We start from the raw sequence: 24060 nt of genomic DNA on the forward strand, positions 1-24060 counted from the left end.
GCGATGTGCGGCGACCGATGACTTCCGGCCCGCCGCGACGTCTCCCCTCCACGGAAGCCCGACGAGGAGGAGACCATGACCACCACCGATCAGAGCGAGCCCGTGCAGGCCGGGTACGCCGTGCCGCCCGTCGTCGACCACGGCACCTGGCAGGCCGCCCGCGCCGAGCTGCTCGACCGCGAGAAGGCCCACACCCGCGAGGGCGACGCGATCGCCGCCGCCCGCCGTCGGCTCCCCATGACGGAGGTGGACGCCACGGCACCTCTGACGGGACCGGACGGACCCACCACGCTCGTGGAGCTGTTCGGAGACCGCGAGGAGCTCGTCGTCTACAAGCACATGTGGCACGCGGGGCAGGGCATCGCGGGGCAGTGCGCGGGGTGCACGCTGACCTACTGGGCGACGCAGGAGCCCGCCTACCTGACCGCCCGCGGCGTGTCGTTCGCGGTCTTCGCCCAGGCTCCCTACGACGAGCTCGAGCCGTTCGTCGAGTTCATGGGCTACCCCCGCCACTGGTACTCGGTGGCCGACGTCGACGACGAGATCGTCGCCGGCGACGAGTTCGGCCAGTGGACGTCCTGGCTCCGCCAGGGCGACCGCGTCTTCCTCACCGGCACGCTCACCGGCCGGGGAGCGGAGACGACCATGCCCACGCTCGCGCTGCTCGACCTGACCGTGCGAGGACGGAGGGAGACGTGGCAGGACTCCCCCGCCGGCTGGCCGGAGGGCGGGCAGCCCGGCTGGTTCTGGATGTCGGACGAGCACTACCGCGGCACCAGCTGGACCGGCGGCAGGCCCACCGTCCAGTGGACCCGCCCCGGCGCCCTCCCGGGAACCGGCACCCACGCGCACGCGCACTGATATCGACCACGGCGCCCCGGCGCTCCCTCGAGGGAGCGCCGGGGCGCCGTGGTCGGTGCGGTGCGCCGTCGGCTCAGCCGTTGACGAGGTCGCGCAGGACGTACTGCAGGATCCCGCCGTTGCGGTAGTAGTCCGCCTCGCCCGGGGTGTCGATGCGCACGACGGCGTCGAACTCGACGGTCGAGCCGTCGCTCTTCGTCGCGGTCACGGCGACGGTCTCCGGCGTCGTGCCCTCGTTGAGCGCCGTGACGCCCGCGATGTCGAACGTCTCGGTGCCGTCCAGGCCGAGCGACTGCACGGACTCCCCGGCGGGGAACTGCAGGGGCAGGACTCCCATGCCGATGAGGTTCGACCGGTGGATCCGCTCGAAGGACTCGGTGATGACCGCCTTGACGCCGAGCAGCGCGGTGCCCTTGGCCGCCCAGTCCCGCGAGGAACCGGAGCCGTACTCCTTGCCGCCCAGCACCACCAGCGGGGTGCCCTGCGCGGCGTAGTCCTGGGCCGCGTCGTAGATGGTGTCCTGCTCACCCTTGACGAAGTTGTAGGTGAAGCCGCCCTCCACGCCGTCGAGGAGCTGGTTCTTCAGCCGGATGTTCGCGAACGTGCCGCGGATCATCACCTCGTGGTTGCCACGGCGCGAGCCGTAGGAGTTGAAGTCACGGCGTCCCACCCCGTGCTCGGCGAGGTACTTGCCCGCCGGGCTGTCGGCCTTGATCGCGCCGGCCGGCGAGATGTGGTCGGTGGTGACGGAGTCGCCCAGCTTGGCGAGGACGCGGGCACCGGCGATGTCCTCGACCGGCTCCGGCGTGGCACCCATGCCCTCGAAGTACGGGGGCTTGCGCACGTACGTCGACTCGGTGTCCCACGAGAACGTGTCGCCCTCGGGGGTGTCCAGCGCACGCCAGCGGTCGTCGCCGGCGAACACGTCGGCGTAGTCCTTCGTGAACATGTCACGGGAGATCGACGAGGCGATGGTCTCCTCGACCTCCGCCGCCGTCGGCCAGATGTCGCGCAGGAAGATCGGCTTGCCGTCCTCGTCGCGGCCCAGCGGGTCGGCGTCGAAGTCGAACTCCATGGTGCCGGCCAGGGCGTAGGCGATGACCAGGGGCGGCGAGGCCAGGTAGTTCATCTTGACGTCCGGGTTGATCCGGCCCTCGAAGTTGCGGTTGCCGGACAGCACGGAGACGACGGCGAGGTCGTGCTCCTGGACCGCCTCGGAGATCTTCTCGTCGAGCGGGCCGGAGTTGCCGATGCAGGTGGCGCAGCCGTACCCGACCAGGTGGAAGCCGAGCTTCTCCAGGTACGGCCACATGCCGGCCTTCTCGTAGTAGTTGGTCACGACCTGCGAGCCCGGGGCCATCGACGTCTTGACCCACGGCTTGGCCTCGAGGCCGGCCTCGACGGCCTTCTTGGCCAGCAGCGCCGCGGCGAGCATGACCGAGGGGTTCGACGTGTTGGTGCAGCTCGTGATCGAGGCGATGGCGACCGCCCCGTGGAACAGGTCGAACTGCTTGCCCTCGGAGTCGGTGACGGGGACCGTGCGACGCACCTGGTCGTGGGTCGACGGGGAGTCGGAGGCCGGGAAGGACTCCTTCTCGGCCTCGTCCACCGAGTCGATGACGTCCGCCGCGTAGTTCGGCAGGTCACGGGCGAACGCGGACTTCGCGTTCGACAGCTCGATGCGGTCCTGCGGGCGCTTCGGGCCGGCGATCGAGGGGACCACCGTGGACAGGTCCAGCTCCATGTACTCGGAGAACGTGGGCTCGACGTAGTCGGACGACGTCGGGTCGAGCCACAGGCCCTGCTCCTTGGCGTACGCCTCGACGAGCGCGAGCTGCTCCTCGGACCGGCCGGTGAGGCGCAGGTAGTCGACGGTGACCTCGTCGATCGGGAAGATCGCGGCGGTCGAGCCGAACTCGGGCGACATGTTGCCGATGGTGGCGCGGTTCGCGAGCGGCACCTGACCGACGCCGGAGCCGTAGAACTCGACGAACTTGCCGACCACACCGTGCTGGCGCAGCATCTGCGTGATCGTCAGCACGACGTCGGTGGCGGTGACGCCGGCCGGGATCTCGCCGGTCAGCTTGAAGCCGACCACGCGCGGGATGAGCATCGACACGGGCTGGCCCAGCATCGCGGCCTCGGCCTCGATGCCGCCGACGCCCCAGCCGAGCACGCCCAGACCGTTCACCATCGTGGTGTGCGAGTCGGTGCCGACGCAGGTGTCGGGGTAGGCGCGGAGCACCGGCGCCCCCCCGTTCACGGAGACCTCGCGCGTCATGACCGTGCGCGCCAGGTACTCGATGTTGACCTGGTGGACGATGCCCGTGCCGGGCGGGACGACCTTGAAGTCGTCGAACGCCGTCTGGCCCCAGCGCAGGAACTGGTAGCGCTCGTGGTTGCGCTCGTACTCGAACTCGACGTTGCGCTCGAACGCGTCGGCGCGGCCCGCGACGTCGATCTGCACCGAGTGGTCGATGACCATCTCGGCGGGCGCCAGCGGGTTGATGCGGGTGGGGTCTCCGCCGAGCTCCGCGACGGCCTCGCGCATGGTGGCGAGGTCGACGACGCAGGGCACGCCGGTGAAGTCCTGCATGATCACGCGCGCCGGCGTGAACTGGATCTCCGTGCTCGGCTGCGCGTCCGGGTCCCATCCGGCGAGCGCGCGCACGTGATCGGCGGTGATGTTGGCGCCGTCCTCGGTCCGCAGGAGATTCTCGGCGAGGATCTTCAGCGCGTACGGGAGGCGCTCGAGCCCCTCGACGGCCGACAGCCGGAAGATCTCGTACGAGCTCCCTGCGACGTCCAGGGTTCCCTTCGATCCGAATGTGTCCACGCTGCTCACTGCGGCTCCTTCTAGGGGCTGTCCGGCGCGGGCACCGAGCTGGCACGTGACAGCGGTTCCGACGCCGAGGTTTCCGGGGGCTCCACCCAGCGTACGCAGAGGTCGCCGGGCTGGACCCAGCATAACCCATATATCTTGACGTCAAGATACTTAGGGAGGCCTCACCCCCGACCGTCGCCGGGAACACCGGCGCCACCACGGACGTTGAACCTCGGCCCCCACCTGGAAGGACGCCCCGTGCCCGCTCCCCTCCCCGCACTGACCACCCAGGCCGACCGCCTCGCCGCCCTCGGTCTCCTGCCCGACGACGGCCCTCTCGACGCCGCGGCGCTGCGGTCGGCAGCAGCCCACCTCGCCACCCACGCCCCCGACGGCTCGCTGCTCGTGGTCCACCCGCGCCACCTGCGCCCCTCGACCCTCGCCCCGCACCTGACCCGGAGCGTCCGGACCCGCTCCGGCACGGTCGACCGCGAGGGGTTCGTGGTGGTCGACATGGCGGACGCCGACGAGTTCGCCCCCACCGGGCTGGAGGAGCCCCTGGCCGACGTGTACGCCGTCGTCGGCCCCGACCGCGGCGACGACCTGGCGAACTGGTCACCGGCCGAGGCCGCGCCGGAGCTCGAGCGGCGCGGGCGCAGCCCGCTCACGCTCGCCGAAGGCCTGCACTGGGTGCTGCAGGCGCCCGACGCGCTGGAGCGCAACCGCTGCTTCATGACCATCGGGTCCAGGCTGCGGAAGGCCGACGGGACGTTCGACACCCGGACCCCGGCGGTGTGGATCTCCAACGGCACCGGACGCGACGGGTCGCAGCGCCGGGGCGCCGCGAAGGTGGGCTGGTGCTGGTGGGGGAACCGCCACACGTGGCTCGGCTTCGCCTCGGCGGTGTCGCGGGTGGCCTGAGGCCACCGGTCAGCCCCGGCCGGCCAGCTCCAGCTCCACCTCGAGCGCGCCGGGGTCGACACCCGCCGGAAGTGCCACGACGTGCGTGGTGTACACCAGGTCCGCGGTGCAGGGCCCCTCGTCGTCCGTCTCGAGGCGGACCGTCACCCGGTCGCCCTCAGCCGTGACCGAGGTGGGCGTCCACGGGCACGACGAACTGCCGGCCGCGTAGACGGCGAGCCGGCCGTCCTCGCCCAGGACCCAGCCGGGCGCGGAGTCCCCCGCGGGCTCCGCACCGGCCGGTCCGCCCTGATAGCTGTGCAGCACGAGGTCCTCCGTCCGGGGGTCGTCGTGCTGGCGCACGAGCAGCGCCGTCAGCACCGCCGCGCCCACCACGATCGCGACGACAGCCAGCCGCAGCGGCAGCCAGCGGCGCACCGGACCTCGTTCCTGCATGGTTCGACGGTACCCAGGTCCGCTCAGCGGTCCAGGACGGCGACCGCCTCCACGTGGTGCGTGTGCGGGAAGAGGTCGAACGCCCGCAGGCCGGTCAGCGTGTACCCGCGCTCGCCCAGGAGGCCGATGTCGCGGGCGAGCGCGGCCGGGTCGCAGGCCACGTAGACGATCCGGCGCGGCTCACGGTCGGCCATGGCGTCCACGACGGCGCGGCCGGCGCCGGCGCGCGGCGGGTCCAGCACCACGACGTCGGCCGCCGGCACGGGGGCGGCGTCGGCGCCGGCACGACCCGTGAGCACCCGGTCCACGGCGCCGAGGCGCAGGTCCACCCGATCGAGCCCGTGGACGTTGCGCCGGGCGTCCTTGACCGCCTGCTCGTCACCCTCGACGGCCACCACGTGCCCGCCGTCGCCGACGGCGGCGGCGAGCGGCAGCGTGAACAGCCCGGCGCCGGAGTACAGGTCGAGCACCGTGGCGCCGGAGACGTCGCCGACGGCGTCCAGGACGGCTCCGCCCAGCACGGCGGGAGCCTCCCGGTGCACCTGCCAGAACCCGTCGGCGGCCACCCGGTACCGGTGCTCGGCTCCGCTCACCTCCACCGTCTCGGTGACGGCACGGCGAGCGTTGGGGCGGAAGTCGGGCCGCCCGCGACGCCACGGCGTGCCGTCCACGAGCAGGAGGGCGTCGGTGCCACCCGCCGGGGCGACGAGCTCGAGGCGCTGCCCCGGCCGCCACCGCCGGGTGAACACCCCCTCGGACGTCGCCAGCGCCAGCACCTCCGGCGTCGCGAGCGGCATGACGTCCAGCGGGACGACGTCGTGCGACCGGAACCGGCGCATACCGGCCCGCCCGGCGGCGTCCGTCACGAGCTCGACGCGCGTGCGGTAGCCGAGCCCCCCGCGCTCGTCGTCTCCGGGAGCCGCCTCGACCGTCACGTCGGTCTCGAGCCCGGCGAGCCGCTGGAGCTGCTCGGCGACGACCGCCTCCTTCCAGCGTCGCTGCGCGGGCAGTGCGACGTGGGACAGCTCGGCGCCACCCACACCGCCCGGGCCGGCCGCCGGCCAGGCCGGCTCGACGCGGTCGGACGAGGGTTCGCGGACCTCGACGGCGTCGGCACGCCAGAACTTCTTGCCGCCCTCGGTCACACGGGCGCGGACCGTCTCACCGGGCAGGGCGTGACGCACGAAGACGACACGACCTTCGTGGCGGGCGACGCAGTGGCCGCCGTGGGCGACGGGACCGATCTCGAGCTCGAGCTCGAGGCCGACCTCCGGGTCGGCGGGGCGGGAGCGGGTGGCAGAGCGGCGGGGACGGGTCACGGCCCCATTGTCCCCCGCTCAGAGCGGACGACGACCCTCGACTTCGTCACCCTCGAGCCCGGTGTACCCCGCCGAGGACGACAGCTGCCACGGCACGGAGGCGACGACCACGCCCGGGGTGAACAGCAGGCGCCCCTTGAGCCGCAGCGCGGACTGGTTGTGCAGCAGGTGCTCCCACCAGTGCCCGACGACGTACTCGGGGATGTAGACGACCACCAGGTCGCGCGGGGACTCGCTGCGCAACGAGCGGACGTAGTGCAGCACCGGGCGGGTGATCTCGCGGTACGGGGAGTCGAGCACCCGCAGCGGGACCGGCAGGTCGAGCGCCTCCCACTGACGGCGCAGATCGGTGATCTCGTCCTGGTCGACGCCCACCGTGACGGCCTCGAGCATCGACGGCCGCGAGGCGCGGGCGTACGCCAGGGCGCGCATGGTCGGCTTGTGCACCCGGGAGACGAGGACGACGGCGTGGACCCGGCTCGGCAGCGCACGCGCACCGGAGATGTCGTCGAGCGCGAGCTCCGACCGGACTCGCATGTAGTGCCGGTGGATGCCCCGCATGATGAGGAACAGCACGCCCATGGCCACGACGGTGATCCACGCCCCGTGCGTGAACTTCGTGACCAGGACGATGACGAGCACGGCCGACGTCAGGACGAACCCGGTACCGTTCAGCACCCGCGACCACTTCATGCGGCCCCGGACCTTCGGGTTCGGCTCCTTGCGCAGCTCGCGCGTCCAGTGCCGCAGCATGCCCAGCTGGGCCAGGGTGAACGACACGAAGACGCCGACGATGTAGAGCTGGATGAGGGCCGTCACCTCGGCGTCGAACGCCACGACCAGCACGCCCGCGGCCACGGCGAGCGTGACGATGCCGTTCGAGAAGGCCATGCGGTCGCCGCGGGTGTGGAGCTGGCGCGGCAGGTAGCCGTCCTTGGCCAGCAACGAGCCGAGCACGGGAAACCCGTGGAAGGCCGTGTTGGCGGCCAGCAGCAGCACGAGCGCGGTGACGCCGATGACGACGGCCGCCACGGCCGAGAACCCGCCGAACACCGTCTCGGCGAGCTGAGCCAGGACGGGGTGCTGCTCGTACTCGTCGCCGACGGGAGCGCCGTCGCGCGTGAGCTGGGTGGCCGGGTCCTCCACGAACTTGACCCCCGTCGCCTGGGCGAGGAAGAGGATCGTCATGAGCATGACGGCGGAGATGGCGCCGAGCAGCGCGAGCGTCGTCGCGGCGTTGCGCCGCTTGGGCCGCTGGAAGGCCGGGACGTCGCTGGTGATCGACTCGACCCCGGTGAGCGCGACGGCACCCGAGGCGAACGCCCGCGCCACCAGGAAGGCACCGGCCACGCCCAGCAGGCCCTGCTCGAACCCGGCGGCGGGCACCAGCTCGAGGTCGGCGCTGGCCGCCTGCGGCATCTCGCCGGAGAAGAACGCCACGGCCCCGACGACCGCGAGGATGCCGAGCGCCGCCATGAAGCAGTAGATCACCACGACGAACACCCAGGCCGACTCGCGCACGCCGCGCAGGTTCACCACGGTCAGCGCCGCCACGAGCACCACCGCCACGAGCGGCTCGTAGCCGCGGGCCGCCGGCAGGAGCACCACGAGGTACTGCGACGCCGCGGACAGCGACACCGCGACCGTGAGGACGTAGTCCAGCATGAGCGCCGAGGCCACGCCGATCCCCGCCGTCGGCCCGAGGTTGGTGGTCGCGACCTCGTAGTCACCGCCACCGGAGGGATACGCGCGCACGATCTGGCGGTAGGAGGCGACCACCACGAGGAGCACGACCACGACGACGGCACCCACCCACGGCGCGAACGCCGTGGCCGCGATGCCGGCGACCGCGAGCATCAGCAGGATCTCGTCCGGGGCGTACGCCATGGACGACAGGGCGTCCGAGGCGAAGACCGGCAGGGCGACCCGTTTGGGCAGCAAGGAGCGCTTCGAGCTCTCGCTGCGCAGGGGTCGCCCTACGAGCAGCCGCTTGGCGGCATCTGCGATGTCCGACACGGTGACTCATGCTATGCCTGTCGGCGCGTCCCGGCGCAGGTCGGCGCACAGGCGCTCGGAGGTATAGCGTTCCGTGGTGTGCACTTCGTGATCATGGGATGCGGCCGCGTGGGCTCCTCGCTCGCGCAGGCGATCGAGTCGCGCGGCCACTCGGTGGCCGTCATCGACCAGAACCCCGAGGCCTTCCGACGCCTCGGCTCCGACTTCTCCGGGCACAAGGTGACGGGCGTCGGGTTCGACCGCGAGACCCTGTCCCAGGCGGGGATCGAGGACACCTACGGGTTCGCCGCCGTCTCCGACGGCGACAACTCGAACGTGCTGGCTGCACGGGTCGCTCGCGAGACCTACGGCGTCGAGCACGTCGTCGCCCGGATCTACGACCCGCACCGGGCCGAGATCTACCAGCGGCTCGGGATCCCCACGGTAGCCACGGTGCGGTGGACCGCCGACCAGGTGATGCGCCGCATGCTCCCGCTCGGCGCCACCGACGAGTACCGCGACCCGTCCGGCACCGTCCGCCTGGTGCAGGTGGACTACCACCCCGGTTGGCTCGGGCTGTCCGTGCGCCGCATCGAGGCGACCACCGGCGCGCGGGTCGCCTTCCTCACCCGGTACGCCGAGGGCCAGATCGTGGCGGCCGACACGCTGCTGCAGGAGAACGACGTGCTGCACGTGCTGATGCGCGCCGACGACGCGCCCCGCGTCGAACGGCTGCTCACCCACACCCCGGGGCCCGAGGAGGAGCAGGACTGATGCGGGTCGTCATCGCCGGAGCAGGTTCCGTGGGCCGGTCCATCGCCTCCGAGCTCCTCGCCAACGACCACGAGGTCGTGCTCATCGACAAGAACCCGTCGGCCATGCGGGTGTCCCAGGTCCCCGACGCGGACTGGCTGCTCGCCGACGCGTGCGAGACGTCGTCCCTGGACGGCGCCGACGTGTCGTCCGCCGACGTCGTCGTGGGGGCGACGGGCGACGACAAGGTCAACCTCGTCTTCTCGCTGCTGAGCAAGACCGAGTTCGCGGTGCCCCGCACCGTCGCGCGCGTCAACAACCCCCGCAACGAGTGGATGTTCGACGAGTCCTGGGGCGTCGACGTGGCGGTGTCCACGCCGCGCATCATGACCGCCATGGTCGAGGAGGCCGTGTCGGTGGGCGACCTGGTGCGGATCTTCACGTTCCACCAGTCAGGTGCCGACATCTTCGAGGTCACGCTGCCCCCGGAGTCACCCCTGGTCGGCCTTCGTGTCAGCGACGTCACCTGGCCCGCCGACACGGTCCTGGCCTGCATCGTCCGCGGCACCCAGCCGTTCAGCCCCACGGCCGACGACGCGCTCGAGCCCGGGGACGAGCTCATGTTCGTCACGGGGCAGGAGGCTGAGCCGGCCGTGCTGCAGCAGCTCGTCGTCGACGGCCCCGAGCTCGGCTGACCAGCCCGGCTCAGTCGACGGTCTGGCCGGCCTTCGCGTGGGCACCCCGCACGACGACCCAGGTCAACCAGAGCACGAGCCCCCACAGAGGAACGCCCAGGACCAGGTGCATCGTGCCGAGCCAGCCGACGTCGCCGGTCAGGTACAGCGGCACCTTGACCGCCAGGCGGATCGCGAAGAGCCCCACCCAGAACCAGCTCGCGATCGTGTAGCGACGCACCAGGTCCGGGTCCGAGCGCCAGTCCGCCAGCGCGGCGAACGGGCTCCGCTCGGGCTGGTCGTCCGCCGACGCCGAGTCCTCCGCGGAGGACTCGGCCCGGCGCGCCGGGTCGGAGAAGCCCGCCCGGATCGCCTCGACGAACAGGCCCACCAACGGCCACCGCACCACGATCGACACGACGAAGGCCAGCAGGTAGGCGGCGTTGGTCCACAGTCCCCAGACGTAGAAGTCCTGGGCCTCGCCGGAACGCCAGGCCCAGAACACGCCGACGGCGATCCCGAGGATGCCGCCGAGCGCCTGGGTCACCGGCGTGCGCTGCACGAGCCTCGCGACGACGGCCACCAGCGCGGCCGCGGCCGACGCCACCAGCGACGGGGTCAGGTCCTCGGTGATGACGAAGACCACCACGAACACGAGACCCGGGAGCACCGCCTCGACGACGCCGCGCACCCCGCCGACCGCCTCGCCGAACGAGAAGGTGTCAGCCGTCAGGGAGCGCATCCCGCGGGCCGGTGGCGTCTGCTGCGGGCTGTGGTCGTCCACGTGCTCCTCGTCCGTCGAGCTCATTCGCCGGCCCGCGCACGCAGCTCGTACCGGGGGTTGTACATCGTCCGGCGGCCCTCGCGGACCGTCACCATGCCGTCGACCCGCAGCCGCCGCCCGGGCTGGATGCCGGCGATCTCGCGCCGCCCCAGCCACACGAGGTGCAGGGTGCCCGAGCCGTCGTACAGCTCGGCCTCCACGGTGGGCACCTTCTCCCGCGGACGCAGCACCACCGAGCGCAGGACGCCGGCCGCGGAGGAGCGCTCGCGGGGCGTCAGGTCGTCGAGCGGCCGGCACCCCGTGACGAGCGCGGCGGCGGTGCGCTCCTCGTCGGCCGCGACGTCGTCGGCCGAGGCGAAGGCGGACCGGACCTTGCTGCGCAGGGACATGTGGGGGCCCTCAGCGGATCTCGGTGATCTCCGGCCCGCGCGTCAGCGGGTCGAAGGAGGGGGTCTCAGGGGTCGCGTCCGCCGGGGCGTCCGCGCCCTCGGCACCGGCGGCGTCCTTGCGAGCCTGCTGGGGCAGGGTCAGCGTCAGCAGGTCGCGGGGCGGGCGCGGGCTGGCGTCGCGGACGACGACGATGTTCGCGAACACGGACTCCAGCGGCTTGGCGGCCTCCGGGTCGACGGCGGCGCGGCCGGAGAGGACGCCCCGCAGGAACCACCGCGGACCGTCGTGGCCGATGAACCGCGCGGGCCGGACGGCCTGCTTGCCCTCGGGCGTCTTGGCGGGGATGCGCGCCATGAGCTCACGGCCGAACGTGCCGGGGACGTCGTCGACCGTGCCGCCCTGCTTCGTGAGGGAAGCGCCGATCTCCTCGCGCACCTCGTCCCAGATGCCACCCGTCTTGGGTGCGGCGAACGCCTGGACCTGGAGCACCGAGCCCTGCAGGGTGGCCGCTACTCCGGTGACCTTCTGGGACTTCTTGTCGACCTCCATGCGCAGCTGCAGACCGGGCAGGACGGGCAGCCACACGGCGCCGAGATCGACGCGCGGCCCCATGGCGGTGACCTGCGACGAGTCGTAGGGGCCCCGCCCGGACGGACCCGTGGGCTCGTCGCCCGCGGGCGCTCGGTCCGGGGCAGGGGTCGCCTCGTCCGCGGCCGCGGACTCCGTCGCCTTCGTCGACGCCTTGCGCCGGAACAGACCCACCAGGGATCTCCTTGTCTCGTCGATTCCGACGGCGCACCGCCGTCCTGTACTCCAGGTTAGACCGCCGGTGGCACCGGTCGGGAACGCGCTGGTCAGGCCGTCGACACCCCGCCGCTCGAGCCGAAACCGCCGGAGCCGCGGTGCGAGCCGGGCAGGTGGTCGGCCACCAGGAACCGGGCGTGCTCCACCCGCTGGATCACGAGCTGGGCGATCCTGTCGCCCCGGCTCAGGCGGAACGTCCGGTGCGGATCGGTGTTGGCCAGCACGACCTTGATCTCGCCCCGGTAGCCGGCGTCCACCGTGCCGGGCGCGTTGACCACCGTGATGCCGTGCTTGGCAGCCAGTCCCGACCGAGGATGGACGAAAGCGGCGAAGCCCTCGGGCAGCGCGATCGCCAGCCCGGTCGGCACGACCTCACGCTGCAGCGGGCCGAGCTCGACGTCCTTGATCGTGACCAGGTCCGCGCCCGCGTCGCCCGGGTGGGCGTACGCCGGTACGGGGACGGCGTCGTCCAGGAGGGTGACGAGCACGTCGAGCGTGCTCGGGTCGGTCACCGTGGGGCTCGCGTTCTCAGGCACCCGGGCAGCCTAGCCGACACCTGGGGCCTGCGATGATGGGGCCATGGACGACACGACCGCCCGAGCCTCCGACACCTCGGGACCGGCCCAGGAACCCGCGTTCCACGAGCGGCTGCTGCCCGGTCCGGGAGCGTGGGTCGCGGCCCTCGGGCTCGGCGTCATCGTGGCCGTCGTGGTCCTGCCGCTCGCCCCGCTCGTGGCGCCGGGCGCCGGCGTCGTCGTCGCGGCAGGGGTCGTCGCGACGCTCGTCGCCACCGCCCCGGTGGTCGAGGTCTCCGGCGGCGAACTCAGGGCCGGCAGCGCGCACGTGCCCGTGGCCCTCCTCGGTACCGTCACCCCCGTCTTCAGCGCCGAGGAGATGCGGGTGCAGCTGGGGCCCGAGCTCGACGCCCGCGCCTACGTGTGCCTGCGGAGCTGGGCGCGCACCGGACTGCGCGTCGAGCTCGACGACCCCCGGGACCCGACGCCCTACTGGCTCGTCTCCAGCCGCCGTCCGGACGACCTCGCGGCCGCGCTGACCGAGGCGAGGGGCACCGACTGAGCCCGAGGACGACGAAGGCCGTCATGTCGAGGACATGACGGCCTGGGTGTCGGGGACCCCGCCCGCGGTCTGGTGACCGTCAGGCGGCGCACTCCGTGCAGATCATCTGGCCCTTCTTCTCGTAGGCCAGCTGGCTGCGGTGGTGCACGAGGAAGCAGCTCGAGCACGTGAACTCGTCGGCCTGACGGGGCAGGACGCGCACCGCGAGCTCTTCACCGGACAGATCGGCGCCCGGAAGTTCGAACCCTTCCGCAGCCTCCGTCTCGTCCTCGTCGACGACACCCGACGACTTGTCGGAACGACGGGCCTGGAGCTCCTGGATGGAGTCCTGCTCGTTGTCCTCTTCGTTCTTGCGGGGTGCGTCGTAGTCGGTTGCCATCTGTGTTGTCACACTCCGTGGTTCGGTGGCGGTACGCGCTGATAATGCGTGGCGGACGGGTTTTGTTCCCGCTCGGCCCCCGGATTCTGCACCATCCTCAGCGGCCACGCGACATGTCGGGCTGTCGCGCCGGTCACATCGGGCCTGACCAGCGCAAACATTAGGCGTTCCGGCAGAGGAACACCACCCGATCTCGCCACCTCGCTCCCTGTCGGCCGAGGCAACGAACGGCGGGTGCCTACCGTGCCTTCGCGGACTCGCTCCGCGCTCCGCCCTCGGCCTGGTCGGCGCCGGCGGACTCGAGCAGCGCCACCAGCTCGGCGTGCCGCGGTGGCGCGCCGGCGACGGTCATCAGCTGCGTCGCCGGCGCGCCGCGCAGCCCGGTCAGGGCGGCGCCCGCCTCCGTGGCGACCAGTCCGCCGGCGGCGACGTCCCACGGGTTGAGTCCTCGTTCGTAGTACAGGTCGATCGCCCCCTCGGCCAGGAGGCACAGGTCGATGGCCGCCGAGCCCAGCCTGCGGATGTCGCGCACCCGCGGCAGGACGTGCGTCAGGACCCGGGCCTGGACCGCCCTCCGCTCGGCGGCGTACCCGAACCCGGTGCCGACCAACGACGTCGCCAGGGAGTCGGCCTCGCGCACGTGGAGCTCCCGCCCGTCCCGGTCGGCGCCCTGGCCGTGCCCGGCCGTCCACGTCACCCCGTCCACCACCGAGTGCACGGCACCGGCCAGGACGGTCCACCGCTCGGGGTCCGGCTCACCGGCCACCACGGCCACCGACACCGCGTACGAGGCCACGCCGTAGAGATAGTTGACGGTGCCGTCGATCGGGTCGATGACCCAGGTGAGTCCGCTGGTGCCGGGGACGTCGTCGCCCTCCTCCCCGAGGATGCCGTCGTCCGGGCGGCGGACGGCGAGGCGGCGCCGGAGCAGGTCCTCGGAGGCGCGGTCCATGTCCGTGACCGGGTCGACGTCGCTCGACTTGGTCGCGGCGACCTCGACGAGGGCGGGGCGGCCACCGCGCACCATCGCCCCGGCCTCGAGCGAGAGCGATCGGGCGAGGGAGCGCAGCTCGGCGATCTCGGCGGCGGACGGAAGGCCAGGAAGTGCGGTCACGCGTCCATCTTGCCCGACTCCCTGCCCCAGCGGCCGGTCCATCCACCACCGACGTGCGGCACCACCCAGCCGAGCGCCAGGGAGAGCAGCCGGAAGCCGAGGACGAGCACCACGACGCACAGCGCGGACCACCACGTCCACCAACCGGTCTCCCACAGGACGACGACGGTCGCGGCACCCAGGATCGCGGGCACCGCGTAGAGCTGGCGATCGGCGAAGATCAGGGGCACCTCCCCGACGAGCATGTCGCGCAGCACGCCACCGCCGACACCGGTGAGCACCCCCACCACGAGCGACGCGAGCAGCCCGGCGTCCAGGTCGAGCGCCTTCGAGGTGCCCTGCACGACGAAGAGCGACAGGGCCGCCGCGTCGAGGACGATCACCGAGCGCCGCAGCCGCGTGAGGCCGGGGTGCAGCACGAACGTGGCGAGGCCCGCGGCCAGAGCGGCGACGACCAGCTTCCAGCTCGAGATGCCGACCGGTGGGGTGTCGCCGATCAGCACGTCGCGCAGGATCCCGCCGCCGAGCCCGCAGACCCACGCCAGCACCAGGACGCCGAACAGGTCGAACCGTTTGCGGACCGCCGCGAGGCCGCCGGAGACGGCCGAGACGAACACCGCCACGACCTCCAGGACGTTGACTCCGGCCACCAGGTTCTCCACGCCCGTCATCCTCCCAGCGTCCCGGCCACGGGCAACCGAGATTCGGCGGCACACCGACGCGCCTGCGCGGGACGGGCACTCCCGGGTGGCACTCTCGAACGAGCAGGCCCGCCAAGCCGGGCGGGCGTGAGGAGGAACCATGGCCGAGCTCGAGCTCGTGACGCTGCACGAGGACGCCGAGCGCCTGGTCCTGCGCGGCCCGGACGGCGTCGAGCACACCTTGACGATCACCGAGACGCTGCGGGCCGCCGTGCGGCGCGACCGGCCGCGCACGGAGGCGCTCCAGGCCGAGTCCGCGGCGACGCTGCGCCCGCGGGAGGTGCAGGCACGACTGCGCGCCGGCGCGACCGCGGAGGAGCTCGCGGCCGCCTCCGGGCTGCCGCTGGAGCACGTCCGGCGCTACGAGTGGCCCGTCATCACGGAGCGGGACCACGTGATCACCCAGGTGCGCAACCACCACGTCGACCCCGAGGGCAAGATCGACCTCGGTGACCTCGCGGACGCCCGGCTCGCGGCGCGTGGCGTGCCGGTGGAGGACGCGGTGTGGACCGCCCGGCGCGAGGGCAACGCCCCGTGGCGGGTCGAGGTGCGCTTCACGGCGGGCGAGCGCGAGCGCACCGCCCGCTGGTCCTTCGACCCGAAGGGTCGCGTGGTCGTCGCCCTCGACGACGAGGCGCGCTGGCTCGGTCAGCCGGACGACCCGGTCTCCCCGGAGGTGCTGAGCGTGCCGGGCGTCGTCGACCGACGGCGTCCCGCTCCCCCGTCGGACGCCGCTGCGGACGCCACCGCGCTGCTGCTCGACGACCTCGCGGGTCGCCGGGGCCAGCGCCCGCCGCAAAGGCCGCGACGCCCCGAGCCCGGCCCGCAGGACCAGGAGCTCCCCCTGGACCTGGGCGCGACGGACCGTCCGGACGACGGCGCGAGCATCGTCGACCTCGGCGCCCGCCGGGACGCTCAGCGCGCGTCCCAGACCGACGACCCCGAGCCGGCCACCGGCGAGGGGCGCGAGGCCGGGACCCGCGCACCGGATGCGCACGACGCCGAGGAGGCGGACGCACCGTCGACCCGGCCGACCGGCCCCGCCGCCTCGCCCGAGCCGGAACCGGTGGCCGCGAGCCCCTCCGAGCGCCCGCCGTCGGGCACGGACGAGACGCCGCCCGTACCGCCTGGTGCGCCCGGGCCGTCTGGACCGGGGTCGGAACACGCCCCCGTGCCGCAGCCGGCAGCCCCTCAGCCGGCGGCACCCTCGGCCGTGGTCGGCGAGGTGGCGGCACCGGCCAAGGCCAAGCCCGGGCGTCGGCCCGTGCGCAAGGGTCGCGCGCAGGTGCCGAGCTGGGACGAGATCGTGTTCGGGGGCGCGCGCCCGTCGTCCTGACGCGACGCGTCAGCGGACGTCGAGGAGCGCGCCCTCGGACGGAGCGAGCCGGCGCGCGGTGCCGGCCGTCATCCGCCGCATGTGGTGACGGCGGCACAGCACCTCGTACGCGACCTCGCCGCCGGCGTCGACGTCACCCACCACGACCTGGTCGCCCTCGACGACCATGACGCCGTCCACGGTGCGCGCGTTGTGCGTGGCACGGGCCCCGCACCAGCACAGCGACTGCACCTGCAGCACCTCCACCCGGTCGGCGAGCTCGACCAGGCGCGCGGACCCGGGGAACAGCCGCGTACGGAAGTCGGCGGTGATGCCGAACGCGAAGACGTCCATCTCGACCTCGTCGACCAGGCGGGCGAGCTGCTCGACCTGCTCCGGGGAGTAGAACTGCGCCTCGTCGCACACCAGGTAGTCGACCACGTGGCCGTGCTGGCGCTCCGTGGCGATCACCTGCCAGAAGTCGGTGTCCTCGGTGACCTCACGGGCGTCCACCTCGAGCCCCAGGCGGGAGGACAGACGGGCGACCCCGGCGCGGTCGTTGCGCGTGAAGATGAACCCGCGACGACCACGGGCGCGGTGGTTGTGGTCCGTCTGCAGGGCCAGCGTCGACTTGCCGCTGTCCATGGTCCCGGAGAAGAAGACGAGCTCGGCCATGTCCAGATCCTGTCCGTGGGCGTGGGCGTGGGTCAGTAGGAGACGAGCAGCGGGACGGTCATCTCGGCGGGCGTCAGCGAGCCGTGGACGCCGGGCATCCGGCGCGCGCCCTCGGGGTGCAGCCGGGAGTCGACGATCGTGGCGTTCCCGCGGGCGGCGACGACGACGTCCCCGAGGGCGGGCAGCACGTGGTCGGCGACCGGGCCGAACCAGCCCGCGTCGATCGCCGTGTCCCGCAGCACCACGAGAGCGTCGTCGCCCAGCACGCCGGCCCATCGCTCGGCCACGGCGGCCGGCTCGGCGCCGGGCGTGACGTAGACGTGGGTCGCCCGCGGCTCGCCGCCGAGGAGTGCGACGTCCCGGTCGAGGGCGGGCTCCGCCGCGACGTCGTGCTGGCGCGCCATGTCGGTCGCGACCTGTCCGTGGTCGGCCGTGACCAGCACGAGCGTGCCCGCGGGGACGCTCGCCACGAGGCGGCGGAGCTCGGCGTCGGTGGATTCCAGCGCGTCCCCCCACTGCCACGAGTCGGGGCCGTGCTTGTGGCCGACGGAGTCGACCTCGGCCTGGTACAGGTACACCAGACCGTCGTCGCGCAGCGCGCGGAGAGTGGCGTCGACGCGGTCGGAGAACTTCTCGGCGACGACGTAGCGCGGTCCGCGCAGCGCGGCCCGCGTCATCCCGGACGCCTGGAACTTGGCCGGGCCGGGCGCCACGACGCTCACGCCGGCGCCCAGCGCCTCGAAGACGGTGGGCTCACGCTGGAGGTCGGCCGGGTCGGTGCCCAGGGGCGCGGAGGTCTTGGTGCCCGGCCGGTAGGGGTCGGACTGCTCCGTCCACGACACCATCGTCGCCAGTCCCCCGGTGGCCGGGTTGCGCTGGGTGTAGCCGACCAGGCCGGTGCGGCCGGGCGACGTCCCGGTGCCGAGCGTCGCGAGGGCGGCCGCCGTCGTCGAGGGAAAGCTCGTCAGCAGCGCACGCGCGTCGGGCAGGAGCCGGCGCAGGAACGGCGCATGGCCGCCGCGCTCGGCGAGGTTGTGCATGCCGAGGCCGTCGACGACCACGACGACGACGCGGCGCGCTCCGGGCAGGCCGAACGCGGCGGCGCAGTCGGTCGACCGCAGGCCGGTGCTGGTGGTCAGGTCGACGCCGAGCGCGCCTGCCGCGGCGGGCAGCACGGCGGCCAGGGAGTCGCTGCCGTACGACGGCGCGACGAGCTCGTCGGGCAGCGTGACCGGCGTCATCGGGCGGCGCGTCCGCCCACCCCGGTGGCGGCCGAGAGCTCGCGGGCGAACGCCGCGGCACGCCGGACGGCGTCCCGGCCCTCGGCGGCGTCGGAGACGCGCACGACGATGTCGTCGGGCGTGATCTGCCCGGTGTACCCGTGGTCGGCGTCGCAGCTGGGGTCCGGGCACTGCGCCGGTTCGAGGTCGAGGCGGGAGACGGCACCCCAGCCGACGGCGAGCGTCAGCTCGGCGGCGCTGTCGCCGGGGCGGTGGTCCGCGGGCTCGGCGACCACGTGGGTCAGCGCGACGGACCGCACCTCACCGAGCGGCACCGCCTCGGTGGTGGCGGCGGCGGACGACGGGTTGGCGGCGTCGCCCTCGTGGTCGTCCACGTGCGCGGCGACCAGGCGCGTCGGCGTCAGCACGAGCACGGTCAGGTGGCGGCGCACCTGGCTGTCGAAGGTCGTCTCGGCCTGGACGAGGTGCGCGAGGACCGGCTCGTCGGCGATCGCGACGTCGATGACGTCGTTGACCAGGTCCGGGTAGTACCCGGCCCGGAACACGTGGGCGGTCAGGTCGTCACGAAGGTTCTTGCGAGTGGTCGCGGAAGGCACCCGCCCATCTTCCCACTTCCGAGCACCCGGCGGCACCGGCCTGTGGACGGCGCCGCCTCGGGCCCGCCGCGTACCGCTCAGCCCGGTAGGGCGCGCCGCAGGGCGTCGGCCCGGCGGCCGGCGGGCCGCAGCCGCACGGTCGCGTGGAGCACGGACGCGCCCTGCTCGGCCACCACCACCGGGTACAGCTCCAGGGCGGCGAGCTCGGGCAGGTCGTCCGCCATGACGGAGACGCGGGCGAGCACGTCCTCGAGCGCGTCGACGTCGGCCGGCGGCGCTCCCCCGTAGCCGTAGAGCCGGGGCGCGGCGCGCACCGTGCTGACCAGTGCCGAGACGTCCACATCCGTCAGCGGCGGGATCCCGTGCGCGACGTCGTCGAGCAGGTCGACGGCGTCGCCCGCCAGGCCGAAGGACACCATCGGCCCGAACAGCGGGTCCTCGGCCGAGCGGACCACGCAGGCGACGCCGGGCGGGGCCATGGACTGCACCTCGAGCTCCGGGGCCTCGTCGCCCAGGACCGCCTGCGCGACGGCCTGCAGGCGAGCGACGTCCGCACGCAGGTCGTCGGCGTCGCCGATGTCGAGACGCACTCCCCCGAGGTCGTTGCGGTGCCGCAGCGCCGGTGCGGCGCTCTTGAGCGCGACCGGCCAGCCGAGCTCGTCCGCCGCGGCGACCGCCTCGTCGGCCGTGCGGACGGGCACCGAGCGCCACAGGCGGATCCCGTAGCAGCCCAGCAGCTCGGCCGCCTCGGTCGCGTCCAGGTCACGGGCGTCGGACTCCGCGGCCCAGCGCTCGACGAGCCGACGTGCCCGGCGGGCGTCCACGCCGTCGGGCACCACGTAGTGCCCGCGCTCCTCGACGCGCGCGGCCGTGTGCTCGACGACCTTGCCGAGCGCGACGACGGCGTCCTCCGGGGTGGAGAAGGCCGGGATGCGCACGGTGCGGCCGTCGGGTGCCTCCGCGGTGAGCTCGTCCGGCATGCCGTGCAGCCCCAGCATGGAGGCCACCGTGGTGCGACCCGTGCGCGCGGCCGCCTCGGCCACGGCCCGGGCGATCGCGCCGGTGCGGGGCTGGACCACGGGCACGTCCACGACGACGACGGCGTCGCACGCGCCCGGCGCGTAGAGCGCGTCGACCGTCTGGGCGATCTGCTCCTCGCGGGCGTGCGGCCGCAGGAAGTCGCTGGAGGCGGCGACGGTGAGCCCCGCCGACGCCGCGGCCTCCGCGACGAGGGCCGCGAGCGCCGCCGACGACGCGAGGATCCCCACGCGGCTCCCGGCGGGCAGCGGCTGGTGGGCCAGCACCTGGGCGATGTCCATGAGCTGGTGGGTGTTGGCGGCCTGGATGACGCCGGACTGGCGCAGCAGCTCGTCGAGCAGCCGGCGCGGTGCGTGCGTCGCGCGCACGGCGTGCCCGGGCGGGACCACCTGGCCGGACCGGCCCGCCGTCGCGACCACGACCGGCTTGACGGCGGACAGTCGCCGCGCGATCCGCGAGAACTTGCGCGGGTTGCCGATGGACTCCAGGTACAGGCACACGACCTCGGTGGCGTCGTCGTCCTGCCAGTACTGCATGAGGTCGTTGCCGGAGACGTCGGCTCGGTGCCCCGCCGAGACCAGGGAGGACACGCCGAGGCCGCGCCGCTCGAGGGTGGCGGTCAAGGTGACGGCGGCCGCCGCGGACTGGCAGAACAACCCGACGACGCCGGGGCGGGGCGGGTGCAGCGCGAGGCTGGCGCGCAGGGCGGCACCGGGCGTGGTGGTGAGCACCCCGTAGGAGACGGGGCCGACGACGCGCATGCCGGCGGCGTGGGCGACGCGCAGCAGCTCACGGCGGCGTTCCATGCCGTCGGTTCCCACCTCGGCGTAGCCGCCGGACAGGACGACGACGCCGCGCGCGCCGGTCGCTGCGAGCCGCCGCACCGTCTCGACGGCCTCGTCGGGGCCGACGGCCAGCAGCGCGAGGTCGACCTGCCCGACGGCGTCCCACCCGGTCGCGTGCACGACGCCCTCGGGCACGTCGCCGGGCGGGTCGAGGACGACGAGCTCGGAGTCACCGGGGTCGTTCTGGTGCGCGTCCAGGATCCGGCGGGCGAGCAGCGCCTCCGGGGTGCCGTCGTCGTGCCCCTGCTCCCCGCGGCCCGGCCCGACGAGCAGCAGGCGCCGAGCGGAGAGCAGCCCGGCCATGGAGCGCGCCTCGGCGCGGTGCTCCCGGTCGGCCATGACGGCGCGCGAGCGTTCGGTGGGGTCCAGGTCGATGCCCACCGTGACGATGCCGTCGTCGAGGTGCTGGCTGATCTCGTAGCCGGCGTCGCGGAAGACGCCCAGCATGGAGGCGTTCTGCGGCAGGACCTCCGCGGTGAAGCGCCGCACGCCGCGCTCGCGTGCGGCGGCGGCGACGTGCTCCAGCAGCACCGAGGCCAGGCCCTTGCCCTGCACGGAGTCGGCGATGTTGAACGCGACCTCCGCCTCGCCGTCGGTGATGACGTCGAACCGGGCGACACCGAGGACGTCCTCGCGCTCGACGCCGTCCTCGTCCGTGCCGGGCCGGACCGCCACCAGGGCGACCCGGTCCTGGTGGTCGAGAGTGACCAGGCGAGCCAGCTCGCGGTCCGTCAGCCGCTTGATCGGCGCGAAGAAGCGGAAGTACGCGGACCGCTCCGACTGCCCCTCCTGGAAGCGCTGGATCGCGTCGGCGTCGTCGGCGCGGATGGGTCGCACGTGCATCGTGGTCCCGTCGCGGAGCACGACGTCGGCCTCCCACTCGACCGGGTAGGGGGCTGGGCGCTGATCGTCCATCCGAGCAGGCTATCCGGTGGGTGAGCGGGGCACCGGACAAACCCGCACGTCACGGCTGTGCCGGGAAACTCACAGGTGGACGGCAGCCACGGTCCAGGCGGGTGCAGCACGGTGGGCTCAGCGGCGCGGCACCGGGCCGGGCCGGGAGGGAGAAGCACCATGCGCAGGTGGATCGTGCGGGCGGTGGCCGTGGCGGGAGCGTTCGGGCTGGTGTCGTTCGGGGCCGGGGCGGCGGCAGCCGCGGTGACGCTGCCCGAGTACGGGCGAGCCGTCGTGGCCGACGAGGATCGGGAGGTCACGCTGGCCGACCTGGTGCGGCTCGACGCGTTCGACGCGCCGGCCGTGGGTGGTTCCGGGGGGCTCGCAGACGGCGAGGTCCCCGGCGAGATCATCGACCTGGCGGCGGCTGCTCGCGTCATCGGCGTCTCTCGGGCGCAGCTCGACGTCGCGCTGGCGCGCGAGGGAGCGACGCTCGCCGGCGTGGCCGCGCGGCACGGGGTGGCGTCCGAGAACCTGGTGGACGCTCTCGTCGCGGACGCGGCCCGGCGGCTGGACCAGGCCGTGCTGGCCGGCGGGGTCACCGTGGTCGAAGTGGCGGAGCGGCGGAGCGCCCTGGCGGACGTCGTGCGCGACGCCGTCGAGGCGGACCGGTCAGTGGGTCCGGTGTAGCCGTGGCCGTGGAACGTGGCGAAGGGCGTCAGTCGCCCGGAGCCTGTTCCGAAGTGTCGCCGCCGGCCCCCCGTCTGCCTGCAGCTTGCGACGGCCCGACGTGCGTCGCGACGCAGGGCGCGCACCATCGAGCCCACCAATTCTCCGAACAGTATTGTTGTACCTTTGCACGGCGGGAGCGACACGGGTGGTGCTCCCTGCCGCAGCCTTGAACCAATACGTCCAACTCCTCCCATCGCTAAGCCAGCGACAGCCGACGCTGCGGAAGTTGCTGAACTCTTGCCGCCTCTCGCAGCGAGGCGGGCCCCACTCGCCAAAGCTCCGGTCGTAAGCGAAATAGCGCCGCATACAACATAGGCCCATCCGCACACTGGCCCAGATTACGCGCGTCGGCGAGTGATCTTCAAACCTGCCACGGCCTCCAGGGGTAAGAAAACCGCGAACATCGCAAGGGCATATATCCCCCCGAAATTCGTTGCGATGACTACGGTCATTGCCGAAGCCACCAAGAAAGCTGCGATCAGCCCGTAGGGATGGAACATCGCCAACCACGCGTGCGACACAAACCCGCCCCACTTCTCAAACACTATCCGGGAAGCGCCGATTCCGCCTGGAATGCTAGCGATCGCTAATCCGGCGACCCCTAGGGCGAAGTCCGTGAATGAGTACACGAGTGCAAAGGCAAGGCATATCAACAAACTACCGAACCAGCGGATCGCCCTGGATCTCGCGTCCAACTTATCGATTTGCTCTTGATTCGAGAACTGCTGATGTCGCATCATTCCTTATTCGTCGGACGAACACCGGGTCGCCGCCGGCCGAGTCCCATTGGTAGGCGGGTAACACCTGTAGTACGGGAACTTCGGTGTCCCCGCCCTCGGGCACGATCCTGACGCCGGACTCGTCGGTCTTGGGCTCGACGAGCTCCAAGCCTTGCCCCGCCGAGATCTCAAAACTCAGGCCGGAACTTTCGGTCGCCGCCAGCACTGCTTCAGCAGCCTCCGCCGAGTCCAGCACAAGCACCGGGGTCAGACCGGTCGCATCGGGAGCGACCCGCACCACCAGCTGGGCGCCCGCGATTCTTGCGCCACCCTCGTCCAGTACCGGATAGGTCGCGCGGTTCTCCTCTACCGACGGATCGCCCAACCCGACCGATACAGAGAGCCCGACCTCACCGTCGTCGGTCGTCAACGATGCGAGCACACCACCGGGTTCCATCGAACCGGCCAGCTCCATCTCCACCACCGGCGACGCCACCCGGAAGGCGCCACCACTTTCCACCTCGAGGCGCGGGTCCACCGGACTCCACTCTCCGTCGATATTCGTCCGCTCCGCAACGACCGTCGTCTCCCGCACCAGCCTTCCCTGCGGCGTGGCGTACACCGTGTCCCAGGGCGACAGCTCGTCGAGTATCAGCACATCGCGGCCGCAACTGGCTGCCATCCAGAAGGCGTCCGCGGCCGTGGCCGCCTCGTTTGCACACTCCGGCGGCTCCGGGGACTCGTCCCACTCCTCAGCGTCCGCATCGACGCCGGGTGCGTCCCTGTTGTCCTCTGCGACGTCAGGCACGACCTCAAGTGCTTGATCAGCGGCATCCGTGAGCGATTCTCCGACCGTCGCAGCGGACTCGGCCCACGGCTTGTCCGTCGCCTCGGCCGTAGGCTCGACCGCACCTGCGTCCGTCCCGACGAACATGAGCGCGACAACAAGCGCCACGCTCGATTGCCAACGTCGA

At 72.9% G+C, this 24060-nt stretch carries 23 protein-coding genes; 7 read left to right on the forward strand and 16 right to left on the reverse strand.

Annotated features, from left to right (window positions below):
- Positions 1-75: 75 nt before the first annotated feature.
- Positions 76-861: a DUF899 family protein gene (locus MWU57_RS01145; protein ID WP_246906779.1), complete on the forward strand. Its 786-nt coding sequence runs from the start codon at positions 76-78 to the stop codon at positions 859-861.
- A gap of 73 nt (positions 862-934) precedes the next feature.
- Here the strand turns inward: MWU57_RS01145 and acnA are convergent, their stop codons facing one another.
- Positions 935-3706 (reverse strand): aconitate hydratase AcnA, encoded by a 2772-nt coding sequence (gene acnA, locus MWU57_RS01150; protein WP_246906781.1) that lies wholly within the window; start codon positions 3704-3706, stop codon positions 935-937.
- A gap of 237 nt (positions 3707-3943) precedes the next feature.
- On the opposite strand from acnA, the gene MWU57_RS01155 reads away from it, so the two are divergent.
- Positions 3944-4606 (forward strand): DUF5701 family protein, encoded by a 663-nt coding sequence (locus tag MWU57_RS01155; RefSeq protein WP_246906783.1) that lies wholly within the window; start codon positions 3944-3946, stop codon positions 4604-4606.
- A 9-nt stretch (positions 4607-4615) separates the two neighbouring features.
- Here the strand turns inward: MWU57_RS01155 and MWU57_RS01160 are convergent, their stop codons facing one another.
- Genes MWU57_RS01160 through MWU57_RS01170 form a run of 3 tightly spaced genes read right to left on the reverse strand, consistent with a single transcriptional unit; the run spans position 4616 to position 8376 of the window.
- The gene (locus MWU57_RS01160) at positions 4616-5041 is read right to left on the reverse strand and encodes a hypothetical protein (protein ID WP_246906784.1); all 426 of its coding nucleotides are present in this window, start codon (positions 5039-5041) and stop codon (positions 4616-4618) included.
- A gap of 23 nt (positions 5042-5064) precedes the next feature.
- Positions 5065-6360 (reverse strand): class I SAM-dependent RNA methyltransferase, encoded by a 1296-nt coding sequence (locus MWU57_RS01165; protein WP_246906785.1) that lies wholly within the window; start codon positions 6358-6360, stop codon positions 5065-5067.
- Between the two features lie 18 nt (positions 6361-6378).
- On the reverse strand, positions 6379-8376 hold the full coding sequence (locus MWU57_RS01170) for an APC family permease (protein WP_106269380.1): 1998 nt from the start codon (positions 8374-8376) through the stop codon (positions 6379-6381).
- A 93-nt stretch (positions 8377-8469) separates the two neighbouring features.
- Here MWU57_RS01170 and MWU57_RS01175 point away from each other — a divergent pair, with 93 nt between their 5' ends.
- Both MWU57_RS01175 and MWU57_RS01180 read left to right on the forward strand, forming a co-directional pair.
- Entirely contained in the window at positions 8470-9129 is a 660-nt protein-coding gene (locus MWU57_RS01175; protein WP_106269429.1) for a TrkA family potassium uptake protein, read from the forward strand.
- Positions 9129-9803, forward strand: a complete 675-nt coding sequence (locus MWU57_RS01180; RefSeq protein WP_106269379.1) for a TrkA family potassium uptake protein — start codon at positions 9129-9131, stop codon at positions 9801-9803. The genes MWU57_RS01175 and MWU57_RS01180 overlap by 1 nt, the downstream gene beginning before the upstream one ends.
- Positions 9804-9813: 10 nt before the next feature.
- On the opposite strand, the gene MWU57_RS01185 is transcribed toward MWU57_RS01180, so the two are convergent.
- The 4 genes from MWU57_RS01185 to dut form a co-directional block, all read right to left on the reverse strand.
- Entirely contained in the window at positions 9814-10590 is a 777-nt protein-coding gene (locus MWU57_RS01185) for a DUF3159 domain-containing protein (RefSeq protein WP_246906786.1), read from the reverse strand.
- The gene (locus MWU57_RS01190) at positions 10587-10955 is read right to left on the reverse strand and encodes an OB-fold nucleic acid binding domain-containing protein (protein WP_106269378.1); all 369 of its coding nucleotides are present in this window, start codon (positions 10953-10955) and stop codon (positions 10587-10589) included. The genes MWU57_RS01185 and MWU57_RS01190 overlap by 4 nt, the downstream gene beginning before the upstream one ends.
- 10 nt (positions 10956-10965) lie before the next feature.
- A complete protein-coding gene (locus MWU57_RS01195) occupies positions 10966-11718 on the reverse strand; it encodes a DUF3710 domain-containing protein (protein WP_246906787.1) in 753 nt (250 codons plus the stop codon).
- Between the two features lie 92 nt (positions 11719-11810).
- The gene (dut, locus tag MWU57_RS01200) at positions 11811-12296 is read right to left on the reverse strand and encodes a dUTP diphosphatase (RefSeq protein ID WP_246906789.1); all 486 of its coding nucleotides are present in this window, start codon (positions 12294-12296) and stop codon (positions 11811-11813) included.
- Positions 12297-12339: 43 nt separating this feature from the next.
- Between dut and MWU57_RS01205 the strand changes: the two genes are divergently transcribed.
- The gene (locus tag MWU57_RS01205) at positions 12340-12837 is read left to right on the forward strand and encodes a DUF3093 domain-containing protein (protein WP_106269375.1); all 498 of its coding nucleotides are present in this window, start codon (positions 12340-12342) and stop codon (positions 12835-12837) included.
- Between the two features lie 79 nt (positions 12838-12916).
- On the opposite strand, the gene MWU57_RS01210 is transcribed toward MWU57_RS01205, so the two are convergent.
- From MWU57_RS01210 to MWU57_RS01220, 3 genes are all read right to left on the reverse strand, one after another.
- Positions 12917-13216 (reverse strand): DUF4193 domain-containing protein, encoded by a 300-nt coding sequence (locus tag MWU57_RS01210; RefSeq protein ID WP_171784121.1) that lies wholly within the window; start codon positions 13214-13216, stop codon positions 12917-12919.
- Positions 13217-13454: 238 nt separating this feature from the next.
- Positions 13455-14372: an inositol monophosphatase family protein gene (locus MWU57_RS01215; RefSeq protein WP_374108509.1), complete on the reverse strand. Its 918-nt coding sequence runs from the start codon at positions 14370-14372 to the stop codon at positions 13455-13457.
- Positions 14327-15001, reverse strand: a complete 675-nt coding sequence (locus MWU57_RS01220; protein WP_106269372.1) for a trimeric intracellular cation channel family protein — start codon at positions 14999-15001, stop codon at positions 14327-14329. The genes MWU57_RS01215 and MWU57_RS01220 overlap by 46 nt, the downstream gene beginning before the upstream one ends.
- Positions 15002-15131: 130 nt before the next feature.
- Between MWU57_RS01220 and sepH the strand changes: the two genes are divergently transcribed.
- The gene (gene sepH / locus MWU57_RS01225; protein ID WP_246906791.1) at positions 15132-16367 is read left to right on the forward strand and encodes a septation protein SepH; all 1236 of its coding nucleotides are present in this window, start codon (positions 15132-15134) and stop codon (positions 16365-16367) included.
- A gap of 9 nt (positions 16368-16376) precedes the next feature.
- Here the strand turns inward: sepH and MWU57_RS01230 are convergent, their stop codons facing one another.
- The 4 genes from MWU57_RS01230 to MWU57_RS01245 all read right to left on the reverse strand — a co-directional run bounded on the left by MWU57_RS01230 (position 16377) and on the right by MWU57_RS01245 (position 21656).
- The gene (locus MWU57_RS01230; RefSeq protein ID WP_106269369.1) at positions 16377-17021 is read right to left on the reverse strand and encodes a thymidine kinase; all 645 of its coding nucleotides are present in this window, start codon (positions 17019-17021) and stop codon (positions 16377-16379) included.
- 32 nt (positions 17022-17053) lie between these two features.
- A complete protein-coding gene (locus tag MWU57_RS01235; RefSeq protein ID WP_246906792.1) occupies positions 17054-18262 on the reverse strand; it encodes an alkaline phosphatase family protein in 1209 nt (402 codons plus the stop codon).
- The gene (locus MWU57_RS01240; protein ID WP_106269366.1) at positions 18259-18858 is read right to left on the reverse strand and encodes a DUF5998 family protein; all 600 of its coding nucleotides are present in this window, start codon (positions 18856-18858) and stop codon (positions 18259-18261) included. Before MWU57_RS01240 ends, MWU57_RS01235 begins: the two co-directional genes overlap by 4 nt.
- Positions 18859-18935: 77 nt before the next feature.
- Positions 18936-21656, reverse strand: coding sequence for a GNAT family N-acetyltransferase (locus tag MWU57_RS01245; RefSeq protein ID WP_246906793.1), 2721 nt, complete (start codon positions 21654-21656; stop codon positions 18936-18938).
- A gap of 159 nt (positions 21657-21815) precedes the next feature.
- Here MWU57_RS01245 and MWU57_RS01250 point away from each other — a divergent pair, with 159 nt between their 5' ends.
- Positions 21816-22325, forward strand: a complete 510-nt coding sequence (locus tag MWU57_RS01250; protein ID WP_246906794.1) for a hypothetical protein — start codon at positions 21816-21818, stop codon at positions 22323-22325.
- A gap of 738 nt (positions 22326-23063) precedes the next feature.
- Here the strand turns inward: MWU57_RS01250 and MWU57_RS01255 are convergent.
- Positions 23064-24041: a hypothetical protein gene (locus MWU57_RS01255; protein WP_246906795.1), complete on the reverse strand. Its 978-nt coding sequence runs from the start codon at positions 24039-24041 to the stop codon at positions 23064-23066.
- Between the last annotated feature and the right edge of the window lie 19 nt (positions 24042-24060).

Source organism: Isoptericola sp. S6320L, assembly GCF_023015685.1.
Classification (GTDB): Bacteria; Actinomycetota; Actinomycetes; order Actinomycetales; family Cellulomonadaceae; genus Isoptericola; species Isoptericola halotolerans_A.

Bases quoted from the DNA above. Each gene is read 5' to 3' on its own strand.
- MWU57_RS01145 (WP_246906779.1), top strand. From the start codon at position 76: ATGACCACCACCGATCAGAGCGAGCCCGTGCAGGCCGGGTACGCCGTG.
- MWU57_RS01160 (WP_246906784.1), bottom strand. From the start codon at position 5,041: ATGCAGGAACGAGGTCCGGTGCGCCGCTGGCTGCCGCTGCGGCTGGCT.
- MWU57_RS01175 (WP_106269429.1), top strand. From the start codon at position 8,470: ATGGGATGCGGCCGCGTGGGCTCCTCGCTCGCGCAGGCGATCGAGTCG.
- MWU57_RS01180 (WP_106269379.1), top strand. From the start codon at position 9,129: ATGCGGGTCGTCATCGCCGGAGCAGGTTCCGTGGGCCGGTCCATCGCC.
- MWU57_RS01185 (WP_246906786.1), bottom strand. From the start codon at position 10,590: ATGAGCTCGACGGACGAGGAGCACGTGGACGACCACAGCCCGCAGCAG.
- MWU57_RS01190 (WP_106269378.1), bottom strand. From the start codon at position 10,955: ATGTCCCTGCGCAGCAAGGTCCGGTCCGCCTTCGCCTCGGCCGACGAC.
- MWU57_RS01205 (WP_106269375.1), top strand. From the start codon at position 12,340: ATGGACGACACGACCGCCCGAGCCTCCGACACCTCGGGACCGGCCCAG.
- MWU57_RS01210 (WP_171784121.1), bottom strand. From the start codon at position 13,216: ATGGCAACCGACTACGACGCACCCCGCAAGAACGAAGAGGACAACGAG.
- MWU57_RS01215 (WP_374108509.1), bottom strand. From the start codon at position 14,372: ATGGACCGGCCGCTGGGGCAGGGAGTCGGGCAAGATGGACGCGTGACC.
- MWU57_RS01220 (WP_106269372.1), bottom strand. From the start codon at position 15,001: ATGACGGGCGTGGAGAACCTGGTGGCCGGAGTCAACGTCCTGGAGGTC.
- sepH (WP_246906791.1), top strand. From the start codon at position 15,132: ATGGCCGAGCTCGAGCTCGTGACGCTGCACGAGGACGCCGAGCGCCTG.
- MWU57_RS01230 (WP_106269369.1), bottom strand. From the start codon at position 17,021: ATGGCCGAGCTCGTCTTCTTCTCCGGGACCATGGACAGCGGCAAGTCG.
- MWU57_RS01235 (WP_246906792.1), bottom strand. From the start codon at position 18,262: ATGACGCCGGTCACGCTGCCCGACGAGCTCGTCGCGCCGTCGTACGGC.
- MWU57_RS01245 (WP_246906793.1), bottom strand. From the start codon at position 21,656: ATGGACGATCAGCGCCCAGCCCCCTACCCGGTCGAGTGGGAGGCCGAC.
- MWU57_RS01250 (WP_246906794.1), top strand. From the start codon at position 21,816: ATGCGCAGGTGGATCGTGCGGGCGGTGGCCGTGGCGGGAGCGTTCGGG.